The 9401-nt window shown below is 60.6% G+C and carries 12 protein-coding genes and 2 tRNA genes; 6 read left to right on the top strand and 8 right to left on the bottom strand.

Annotation, left to right across the window (positions count from 1 at the left end; all coding sequences use genetic code 11):
• Together VNZ93_RS14840 and VNZ93_RS14835 are read right to left on the bottom strand one after the other, a co-directional pair.
• Window positions 1-149, bottom strand: a 149-nt coding sequence (locus VNZ93_RS14840) for an NAD(P)-binding domain-containing protein (RefSeq protein ID WP_325706465.1), incomplete at its 3' end; no start/stop codon positions are given.
• A gap of 12 nt (window positions 150-161) precedes the next feature.
• The gene (locus tag VNZ93_RS14835) at window positions 162-617 is read right to left on the bottom strand and encodes a carboxymuconolactone decarboxylase family protein (RefSeq protein ID WP_325706462.1); all 456 of its coding nucleotides are present in this window, start codon (window positions 615-617) and stop codon (window positions 162-164) included.
• A 208-nt stretch (window positions 618-825) separates the two neighbouring features.
• On the opposite strand from VNZ93_RS14835, the gene VNZ93_RS14830 reads away from it, so the two are divergent.
• The 4 genes from VNZ93_RS14830 (at window position 826) to VNZ93_RS14815 (ending at window position 4321) form a co-directional block, all read left to right on the top strand.
• Window positions 826-1977 carry a mandelate racemase/muconate lactonizing enzyme family protein gene (locus VNZ93_RS14830; RefSeq protein ID WP_325706459.1) on the top strand — a complete coding sequence of 384 codons (1152 nt, stop codon included), beginning with the start codon at window positions 826-828 and terminating at the stop codon, window positions 1975-1977.
• 272 nt (window positions 1978-2249) lie between these two features.
• A complete protein-coding gene (locus VNZ93_RS14825) occupies window positions 2250-2624 on the top strand; it encodes a hypothetical protein (RefSeq protein ID WP_325706456.1) in 375 nt (124 codons plus the stop codon).
• Between the two features lie 534 nt (window positions 2625-3158).
• Complete coding sequence (locus VNZ93_RS14820) at window positions 3159-3443, top strand: hypothetical protein (protein WP_325706454.1); 285 nt, start codon at window positions 3159-3161, stop codon at window positions 3441-3443.
• A gap of 263 nt (window positions 3444-3706) precedes the next feature.
• Entirely contained in the window at window positions 3707-4321 is a 615-nt protein-coding gene (locus tag VNZ93_RS14815) for a hypothetical protein (protein ID WP_325706453.1), read from the top strand.
• Between the two features lie 125 nt (window positions 4322-4446).
• Here the strand turns inward: VNZ93_RS14815 and VNZ93_RS14810 are convergent, their stop codons facing one another.
• The 6 genes from VNZ93_RS14810 to VNZ93_RS14785 all read right to left on the bottom strand — a co-directional run bounded on the left by VNZ93_RS14810 (window position 4447) and on the right by VNZ93_RS14785 (window position 7870).
• On the bottom strand, window positions 4447-4848 hold the full coding sequence (locus VNZ93_RS14810; protein ID WP_325706450.1) for a helix-turn-helix transcriptional regulator: 402 nt from the start codon (window positions 4846-4848) through the stop codon (window positions 4447-4449).
• A gap of 285 nt (window positions 4849-5133) precedes the next feature.
• Complete coding sequence (locus VNZ93_RS14805; RefSeq protein WP_325706447.1) at window positions 5134-5580, bottom strand: lysozyme inhibitor LprI family protein; 447 nt, start codon at window positions 5578-5580, stop codon at window positions 5134-5136.
• A gap of 116 nt (window positions 5581-5696) precedes the next feature.
• Complete coding sequence (locus tag VNZ93_RS14800; protein WP_325706445.1) at window positions 5697-6521, bottom strand: outer membrane protein; 825 nt, start codon at window positions 6519-6521, stop codon at window positions 5697-5699.
• A gap of 398 nt (window positions 6522-6919) precedes the next feature.
• Window positions 6920-7546, bottom strand: a complete 627-nt coding sequence (locus tag VNZ93_RS14795; protein WP_325706442.1) for a hypothetical protein — start codon at window positions 7544-7546, stop codon at window positions 6920-6922.
• Window positions 7547-7645: 99 nt separating this feature from the next.
• Window positions 7646-7720, bottom strand: a tRNA-Asn gene (locus tag VNZ93_RS14790).
• 76 nt (window positions 7721-7796) lie between these two features.
• Window positions 7797-7870 (bottom strand) — tRNA-Cys (locus VNZ93_RS14785).
• 139 nt (window positions 7871-8009) lie between these two features.
• On the opposite strand from VNZ93_RS14785, the gene VNZ93_RS14780 reads away from it, so the two are divergent.
• On the top strand, window positions 8010-8657 hold the full coding sequence (locus VNZ93_RS14780) for a protein-L-isoaspartate O-methyltransferase (RefSeq protein ID WP_325706439.1): 648 nt from the start codon (window positions 8010-8012) through the stop codon (window positions 8655-8657).
• Between the two features lie 169 nt (window positions 8658-8826).
• A partial coding sequence (locus VNZ93_RS14775) for a TolC family protein (protein WP_325706436.1) occupies window positions 8827-9401 on the top strand: 575 nt, incomplete at its 3' end.

Below are 9401 nucleotides of genomic sequence, written 5' to 3'. Positions count from 1 at the left end.
CGCGCGCCGTTTTCCTGCGCCCATTTTTTTGCGCGCGCGGGATCGAGGTCGAATGCAACGACCTCAAAGCCGGCGCGCTTCACATTGGCAGCCATCGGCGCACCCATATTGCCGATGCCGATGAATCCGACTGTCTTGATGTCTGTCATGTTCGCAAACCGTTACTCGAGACCCATTTGCTTCAGCTTCTCTTCCGCGGCGCGGAAGCCTTCGACCCCGCGGGGAATGCCCGAATAGACCATGGCATGCAGTAGGATTTCCTGGATCTCCTCCTTGGTGACGCCGTTGGCGATCGCGCCTTCGACATGCACTTTCAGTTCGTTGGGACGCGCCATCGCCACCAGCATGGCGAGCGTGATCATCGAGCGGACCTTCTTGGACAATTTCGGCCGCGTCCAGGTCTGACCGAAGCAATACGTGGTCACCACCTCCTGCAACGGCCAGATGAAGTCGCCGGCGGCGTTGACCTGCTTTTCCGCGCCATCGGCGCCCCACATCGAACGCCGTACTGCGAGGCCGCGCTTGAAATCCGGATTCTTTGACTCGCGCTTTGCGCGGTTGCCGTTCGCACCCGCCTTCGCGGATTTCCTGGATCCGCTTTTCTTGCTTTTGGCCATGTCGAAATCGTCCTCCCTTTTGGTTTGCGCGATCATGTCGCGTTTGACCCGTCAACGAAACAGCAAATGACGCGCACAGCCATGCGTTGCGGCAAATTGCCGGTAGAACGTGGATCGCATATACGCAAGGTCCAAAATCAATCGGCGCTTGCCCACACCGAAGGAGTGGGACGACGCGCTGCCCGCAAAATCAATCCGGCAGGCCAGAATGAAGATCGTTCGCGTCACCGCAACCCCGTTGAATGTTCCGCTTCATGTCACGGTCATGGGGCTCGACAAGAAAACCTCGCTCGCTGCCTGCTATGTCGAGGTCGAGACCGACACCGGCATTGTCGGTCATGGGCTGACCTCGATCACCGAAGAGGATGTGGTGGCGCAGGTGATCAACGGCGTGATCGCGCCGAACCTCGTCGGCGACGATCCGATGCTCACCGAGCGCATCTGGGAGAAGCTTTACTGGACCATCATGCCGCGCGGGCAGACGGGCTACGCCGCGCATGCGCTGGCCGCGGTCGATCTCGCGCTATGGGACATCAAGGGCAAGGCGCTGGGGTTGCCGGTGTGGAAGCTGCTCGGTGGCGCGCGCCAGCGTGTGCCGGTTTACGCGACATTCGGGTTCGGCTTTTTCGATCGCGAACAACTGGCGGCGGCGGCGAAGAAATGGGTGGCCGATGGCTTCCGCAGGCTCAAGATGACGGTCGCCAGCGAGGCGCTCAAACACAAGGACGAGCGGCCGGTCATGGACGCGATCCGCGAGGACGCCAAGCGCGTGCAGGCCGTGCGTGAGGCGGTCGGGCCGGACGTCGAGATCTTCATCGACGCGAACTGCAATCTCGATCTCTACCACGCGACCAAGCTCGTGGAGATGATCAAGCCGTTCAACATCTCGTTCTTCGAGGAACCGTTGACGCAGAATGACGCGCTAGGCATGGCGCAGCTTCGCCGCAACAGCGGCATCGCGCTCGCCTGCGGTCAGAATGAGGGCCTGCTTTATCGCTTCCGCGATCTGCTCGCCGCGCAGGCCATCGACTATGCGCAGCCCAATGTCTGCATCACCGGCGGCTTTACCCAATGCGTGAAGATCGCGGGGCTCGCAGCGTCATACAACGTATCGGTCGCCAATGGCGGCGCCTGGTCCTACCACAACATGCATCTGCAGGCCGGCGTCGCCAATGGCTCGCTGATCGAGCATCACTATCTCGCCGTAGAGCTTTACAAGACGCTCTATCACGGGTTGATCATGCCGGCTGACGGCTGGCTTGCGCTGCCGGACAAGCCCGGGCTCGGCTTTGAGCCGAACCGCGATTCGATCCGCGAGATTGCGAAGCTGCCGCTCTCGGCGGGACGCGCAAAGGGGTGAGTGTCAGGACCTCGCGTTTCGCGACACGCGCTCGCCATAGAACAGCGTTGCGGCGAAAATCATGAAGGCGAGGGTGATCAGACCGACAATAAGGGCGGTGGTCGCAGGCATTGCAGGCTCCTTCCATTAGCCTGCAAAGGGTGGCAGCGGAGTCGCTCGCCGGCTTTGCGCTAGCTCAAATCTGGAAGCCGGCTGCGGGCCGCGATCAGGTTAACGCCGTATTAAGAAATTCAGCCGCAATTTTCGAATCAGGACATTTTTCGGGGGCTGAAATGACGTCGCTTGGCCTGAATTCTTCAGACGATGTGTGCCCGGTACCGGAGAGCGTTTTCGGACAACTGTTCCGATCTCATCCGCAGGGTCTCGCGGAGCTGGTGGCAACGATCCCCGCGCATACGCGCGCGATGCTGGCGATGTTCTGTTACCGCCGCGCGCATCTGCATGCGTTGGGTCTCTCGATCGCCTCGACATGCGACGAGGCGGATCTGATCGAAGCTGGTGGGCGGCCGGGTGCTGCGCTGTACGAATTGTCCCGCGCGGTCGAAGCGCCGGTCGTCGCCGCGCAAGAGAATGGTCGTCGCAAGATCACGCTTGCGAAGGGGCCGCTTTGGACTCCGGCTCCGCTGGAAGACGACTACGAAGACTGATTTCAGCATTCGCTGTACGCAACGAATACGATGAAAGGCCCGGCGACCCGCCGGGCTTTTTCATGTGTGCGCGGTGTTGTGTCGAAAGCAGACCACCGTCCGCGTCGCCGCCGCCATCAGACGCATCAGGAGGCGACAAACAGCAGCGCCAGCAGCGCGATGAAGATCGGTGCGTTGCGGACAAAGAAAGCGGCAGTGACGATGGCCGGAAAAGTCGCGGCTTTGCGAAGTGTCTGAGTGGTCATGTTCTGATCCCCCCGTTTTGACGGGCGTGTGCGGTTGATATGGGATCCGAAGCCGGCCACGCGAGTACGGCTCACGGGATCGTGTTGCGATGCAGCATGATCTGGAGAGGTGCAACCGGGGCGCGCGCGCTAACCATAGAGAACTAAAGCGGGCATTTTTTGTTTTTGCTGCTGGCGGCGTATGCCAAAGTGCCTGAATGGAGATCCGTTTCAGAGGGCAAAAACTGGCGTACAATCGTTGGTTCGGAATGTCCGGACTCGCTTCGCCTGGCTTCTTGGGAGGGCGCGCATGACAAATCCGCTGCTGTGGTTGAGTGGCTTTAACCGGCACGTTCAGCGCGAGGCAGACTTGTTGATCGGACGCTATGGCGCGTTGGCGTATCGATACGCCCTGGACCATGTTCGTCTGGGGCAGCTCCGCAAGCGCAAGCGCGATGAGAAGCTTTATGCCGCGGTCGCCGAAGAGATCGCCGCACGCAAGTCGTCAAGACGCGGTGCAGTCTGTGCGGCCGCCGCAATGTGGCTGCCCGACTGGCTGCCTGTGTTGAACGGGACGCTCGCCGCCTTCGCCTGACATTCGCCTCGCTGTATGCGAGCTGCACTCTGCGAGTCGGCACGCGCGTCGACAGACATCTGCCATCGAATCGAATGGCCCGCGGGTGCGGGATATGCTCATCCGGCGACGGCCAACGGATTCGAGCACGTCAAGTCATCATCACGCAGCTCACGAACGGTCACGCGATTGCCGCATCGCGGGGCTTTCGATTAACTGGCATGCGTATCGTTTGATTCGCGCCTCGCGTTGCTTCGGTTTCAACCCTTTGACCAAGTGCAGACATGGCAAACTATCGAACATCAGCAATCGCGGCGGTTGAGTCCGCTCTCGTGCCGGCATCGAGCGGTACCGATCTGGACAGCGTTCGCGCGGTGCTGGCCAGTCTGCGCACGCGGGTGAAACCGCTTCACCTTGCTACGCTTGGCGTCACGTTTCTCTTCGCCATTGGCTGCACCGGCTGGGCGATTTACGAAGGCGTTTCGCTGCCGCTCGCGCTGATGGGCGGATATTGCACCATCATCGCGGGTATCGCGCTATTCGTGGCGCAGCTTGTTCTGACGCATCTGTCGGTGAAGGAAGCGCCGGCCCAGACGACCCGCAAGCCCAACTACGCTGCGTGGAAGCTCGTCAACACCCTGAATGTCTCGAATACGTCACGGCTTTGGTGCGACATCGAACCCGGTCATCCAGCGACGCAGGAATCGATGGCATGGGCGGCAGCAATTCTCGATGCGATCAAGTCGGGCGCCTTGCCGATCCACCCGAAGCCTCATGCGACCAAAGAAATGATCGCGCGAGAGCAAGCCAATCCGGGCTGGAACACCGAAGTTACGCGCGACGCGCTGCGGGCATGGGCGGAAAAGCACGGCCATTGCCCGACATTCCTGCGTCAATGAACAGGTTGCGTGCGCGCTGACATGCGCCGCCCGGTTGATCTGTCGTCAATCACACATTGCAGAGGGTTGGCGGGTTCGCGGCGAGGGCGCCGCGAGCCACGTCTTGTCGTACGTCCGGCGCGATTTCACTGCGCCGGCGTGCCGTGCGAACTGGACAATTCCTCAACGAGGCTGACGACGCGCCGGCGCAGGTTGGAATCGCTGATCCGCACGAATGAACGCGCGAGTGCCAGTCCGTCACCCGAGGAAATGAAATCCGTGATGTCGCTGCCGGATCCGTCCGGAGAGATGGACTGGGTGTCCTGCGTGTCGGCGAAGAAGGCGCTGACCGGCACGCGCAGCGTGTTGGCGATATCCTGAAGCCGGCCGGCACCGATCCGGTTTACGCCCTTCTCGTATTTCTGAATCTGCTGGAAGGTCACGCCAAGTGCGGCGCCGAGCTGCTCCTGGGTCATGTCCGCGAGCAGGCGATGCATGCGGACGCGCGCCCCGATCTGAGCGTCGACGGTGTTTGGCAATTTAGTCATGGGGAGATGCACTCGTAGAGATTGGAAACACGGCTCTTCAAACGGCGAATCGGTGCGCTGCGAACGCTGTCAAAGTTTACAGGTTGACCGTGAGCGACCGATGCACGCTGCGGCTGAGCGGGCCATGCATCAGGCCCAGAACGCAATCAGCACCAGCGGTCCCTCTGAAATTGAGGGCCTGGCAGCAGCTTACGAACGGATTTTGATAGATTTTGCTCCCCGGGCCGGCTTCGACCCCAAGAATACATCAGAGTATTGCCGTATCCTTATTGGCTTAAGAATTTCTCAGTGCTCGTTGACCGCGACGCCGAGCATGATCAGGCTCAAAGTGCGGTTCGCGGTCTCCCGCATGCGGCAGTAGCTCGCACCGGCCGGGTATATGCCGGGCTCAATTTTGTCGAAGACGGCGCAGAAGCGATCGCGCGACGCGGTGAAAGTCTTCTGCGAATCCGCGACGATGTTTTTGAAGTCGCCGGACTGCACCTGCTTTAACGCCTCGCGCATCTTCGCGGTCCAGATCGCGAGTTCGCGCTCCGCGCAGGCATTCTTCCGGGCCACGTCGTCATTCTTCCCGACCGCTTCTTTTATGCAGGGGTCGGCGACGAGCCCCACGCACTCAGCACCGAAGCCTCCTTTTTCCTCAGCGCCCTTGAGGCACGTGTTGATCGCGGAGACATCGGCGGGCGCAGCCCCCTGAGGCTTGCCGCTCTTACTTTGTGGTGCCGCGGTCACGTTCGCGCTCAGCGCGATAGCAAGGCTGATAGTTAATAGAAATCTTATCACGTGTATCCTCCCAACGCTTGGCCTGAACCGGCGGGCTGTTGCGGGATGTAGTCCGCGCTCCGCGATCAGTATTTGGCGATCACCGGCGACTTACCCCAGTCGAACCGGTAGTTGAGGCCGAATCGAACGATGCGAGCCGTCAGGTCGCCACCAACGGTGGTAAGGCGATTTAGGTTCAGCAGTGGGATGCCAGTGTTGGTGACCCCGGCGACGGTCGTACCAGCCGATCCAAAGTCGAGATAGAGATACTCGCCCTTGGCCGTCCAGTTGTTGCCGAGGGCGACTTCAAGACCGCCACCAACGGTCCAACCGGTTCGCGTGCTGCTTGCCGACGAAGTGCCAAAGGTATTCACGCCGCCGAAATTCGCCGCGTCGTCGACGAACTGGTTGCTGACCTGCAGGTCGGTGAGGGCGACACCACCAGTCGCATAAAGCAAAACGGTCGGCGTCACGGTCCAGCCGAGGCGCCCGCGAGCTGTGAAAAGCCAATCGGTGTTGTAGCCGGTTGTGACGTTGTAACTAGTGATGTTAGCCGGGAACGGGCCGCTCACCGTGCGGGTTATGCCCAAGCTGAAGGATTGGAAGTCGGCCTCGACGCCCCAGACCACCACGCCCGACTGCCAGTTAAAGCCGACCTGACCGCCACCGGTCCAATTGTCGTCGTTAGCAGAGCCGGTGCCGGCTAAGCCGACAGCCTCAAGGTTCACCGGATTACTATAGAAACAGCCGCCACCAGCGGGACAGCCGAAGGTCGAGACAAAGTTGCTCTTGCCCCATGCCTTTCCGACATTGCCGCCGATGTAGAAGCCCGACCATTGCGCGGATTGTGCAAGTGAACACGTCGAGGAAGCGATAAGCACTGCAACGCTGGCGGATAGAACTTTCCTCACGTCGCGCCTCCGAGCTCAAGAAAATATATGGAAGGTTATCGCATGGTCCTTGAGATTACACGGGGCGATCAGGGGGGGCTTCGATGGCTGACGGAACGCTTCACATTCGGATCGATATGAGGCCAGTGCACCGCGCGGGCATCGTCCAGCGCGCGTTCTCCCTAGCTGCAATATGCGAACCGATTGTTTCAGTCGGTTTCATGTGTCGCGATTCCCCCAACGGTAAAATTGTTCCGCAACCGGAGGGGGCATGCAAGTGTCAGATATGAGGTCGGCATTTCTAGTCAAGCCAAGTTATTGATACCACGGCGATTTCGTTGGCTCACGACAGGGACCGAACCGGCTGGGGCCAAGCAGACAAGGGCATTGGTTGGGCTGGGAGAGAGTGAGCCGGCCGACTATTCTGTGGCGATCAGCCGGGCGGTCTCTTGCCGAAATTCAAGTATGCGCTCGGCCAAGTCCGACGTTCGCGCGGCGAGTTCGTCGAAGCCTCTCGTGAAGCCGTCTAGGTCCTTCGCGACAAAGGTGAACGCGGGCTCGCTGATAACGTGGCACCATTTCTTGGCGCTCGCGATCGACGGGAGCAGTCTGTACGTCGGAGGATCTTCGCCGACACTACCGACGCAGCCGTGCGCGACGTCGTTCCTACGCCCCATCCATCCGGCATAGCAGTTCAAGACGTCAATCAACTCGGCCTCGAGGGAGTCTGCCTCGTCGATCGTCTCCTGCGCAGGCTCCAAGCCCAGTTGCATCCCGAGATGGTGGAAAAGCGATTCTGCAGCTGCGCGCATCATGTTGGCGCGCGTGGCGGGGCTAGTGATTGTGCCGAACGCTTGTATGGCCGGCGCGTCCATCGCGTAGTTGTTCGAGCCGACCAGCGATACGTAAAGGCCGACCATCTCGCCCTCCAGACGTTCCCAGCTGCTCATTGCGCGACCGACTGCGCAATATAGGTCCTCAGCTTTGGCGTCGCCGTCGCGGAATGGCGAACCTTCCTCGGCAGGACGGTCCCAAGCGTTGCCCATGATCCTGCTCACAGAATCGAAATTTGCAGATTGTTGCCCAGCGGAGAATATGGGCCTCGAGGCTGGCCCAGAAAATTCACTTATGTGCTTGAAAAAAATTGGCTCCCCGGGCCGGATTCGAACCAGCGACCAACCGGTTAACAGCCGGTTGCTCTACCACTGAGCTACCGGGGAACGCAGCGCGGCTATAACAAAGCCTCGCTCGATTGCAAGCGTTTCGGGCCGATCCGCGAACGGAAGCCCAAAGAAATGGAGGCGACGACCGGAATTGAACCGGTGTAAACGGTTTTGCAGACCGCTGCGTAACCACTCCGCCACGTCGCCATGAGCCAGGCTCATTGGGCTGTGGTCATATAGGAGGCTGGAGTGGCGGGCAACATGCGCTTGTCCCGCGCTGACGCCCGATCTTGCGTTTTCCGCCGCGCTGCCGCAGAAGCGGGCGGTTCTCATTCCGGACAAAAGCATGGCCGATTTCGCAACATTGCGCCGTTCGATGGTGGACGGACAGGTCCGCACCGCGGATGTCACCGATCGCCCCCTGATCCAGGCGATGCTCGATGTGCCACGGGAGCGTTTCGTTCCGGCGGACCAGCGCGAGCTGTCGTATCTCGATCTTGGTCTGGTGGTCGGAGAGGGGCGTCGTCTGCTGAAGCCGATGGTCCTCGCCAAAATGATACAGGCGCTCGAACTGGCTGTGGACCAGCGCGTACTAGATGTCGGTTGCACCACTGGATACGCCGCAGCACTGCTGTCGCGGCTCTGCAATTCGGTGGTGGCACTCGAAGAACAGCCGGCTCTGGCCAGTCAGGCGCGTGCGAATCTGTCCGGAATCGGCAATGTCGAGGTGATCGAGGGCGCGTTGGCTGCCGGCCATGTCGCCGGTGCACCCTACGACGCGATTCTCGTCGAGGGTGCCGTGGAATTCCAACCTGATTCGCTCTGCCGGCAACTCTCCGAGGGGGGGCGCCTTGTCTGCATCCTGGGTGTAGGACCCGCTGCCAAGGCAACGCTGTACCGGCGAGATGGGGCGGACATTAGTCGGCACGCAATTTTTGATGCTGCTGGCGTCGTGTTGCCCGGATTTGCGAAGCCTGCGGCCTTCGCCTTCTGACCCGATCCGGGGCACTGTATCCCGAAACACTCAGGTGTGTTGTTTTCCTCTGTTCTCGGTGGAACAGGGCTTCAAACCCCTGAAGTAACGGATATAGTTACAAAATCGTTGCCGGTGCCGGAGAGTCGCAAGGGGGTTCTGCGAGCACAGGTTCTTTTCGGGGGTGTTAATGCCGCTTACGCGTGCGGGGTCGTTTTTTCTGGCCGCCGCGTTCCTGACGGTCAGTGCGACGGGGTTTGCCGCCGATCGAAAGGTTGGTGTGGCTGGTGCTGGCGCCGGAAACGGTGTGGGCGGCGGTTCGACGACTCTCGAACAGGCTCTGGTTCAGGCCTATCAGAACAATCCGCAAATCAATGCCCAGCGCGCGCTCGTGCGTGCGACCGACGAGGCGGTGCCTCAGGCGCTGTCCGGCTACCGGCCGAGGATCAGCGGTACCTACAACACCGGCGTGACCTGGACGGAGACCAATACCGAAACGCAGATCCCCGTGATCTCGTCCGGTACGACCGTGGGAAGCCGTAACCGCCAGGTCTCCCGGTTCTACCCGTCGTCGGTCGGCGGGCAGTTGCAGCAAAACGTGTTCAACGGGTTCCAGACTGCGAACCGCACCCGTCAGGCCGAGGCACAGGTCTTCGCATCCCGCGAGACCTTGCGGGTGATCGAACAGACCGTGCTGCTGGATGCTGCAACGGTCTACATGAACGTGTTGCGCGACACCGCCGTGCTTGAGTTGCAGCGGCGGAA

This window comes from Pseudorhodoplanes sp. (assembly GCF_035565795.1).
Lineage (GTDB): Bacteria > Pseudomonadota > Alphaproteobacteria > Rhizobiales > Xanthobacteraceae > Pseudorhodoplanes.
Note: the sequence above shows the minus strand (reverse complement) of the source record. Positions and strands in the feature narration are given on the sequence as shown.

What these genes read in the sequence shown, in the direction of transcription:
- VNZ93_RS14795 (WP_325706442.1), bottom strand. Translation starts at nt 7,546, where the DNA reads ATGGGCAACGCTTGGGACCGTCCTGCCGAGGAAGGTTCGCCATTCCGC.
- VNZ93_RS14815 (WP_325706453.1), top strand. Translation starts at nt 3,707, where the DNA reads ATGGCAAACTATCGAACATCAGCAATCGCGGCGGTTGAGTCCGCTCTC.
- VNZ93_RS14810 (WP_325706450.1), bottom strand. Translation starts at nt 4,848, where the DNA reads ATGACTAAATTGCCAAACACCGTCGACGCTCAGATCGGGGCGCGCGTC.
- VNZ93_RS14820 (WP_325706454.1), top strand. Translation starts at nt 3,159, where the DNA reads ATGACAAATCCGCTGCTGTGGTTGAGTGGCTTTAACCGGCACGTTCAG.
- VNZ93_RS14780 (WP_325706439.1), top strand. Translation starts at nt 8,010, where the DNA reads ATGGCCGATTTCGCAACATTGCGCCGTTCGATGGTGGACGGACAGGTC.
- VNZ93_RS14830 (WP_325706459.1), top strand. Translation starts at nt 826, where the DNA reads ATGAAGATCGTTCGCGTCACCGCAACCCCGTTGAATGTTCCGCTTCAT.
- VNZ93_RS14825 (WP_325706456.1), top strand. Translation starts at nt 2,250, where the DNA reads ATGACGTCGCTTGGCCTGAATTCTTCAGACGATGTGTGCCCGGTACCG.
- VNZ93_RS14835 (WP_325706462.1), bottom strand. Translation starts at nt 617, where the DNA reads ATGGCCAAAAGCAAGAAAAGCGGATCCAGGAAATCCGCGAAGGCGGGT.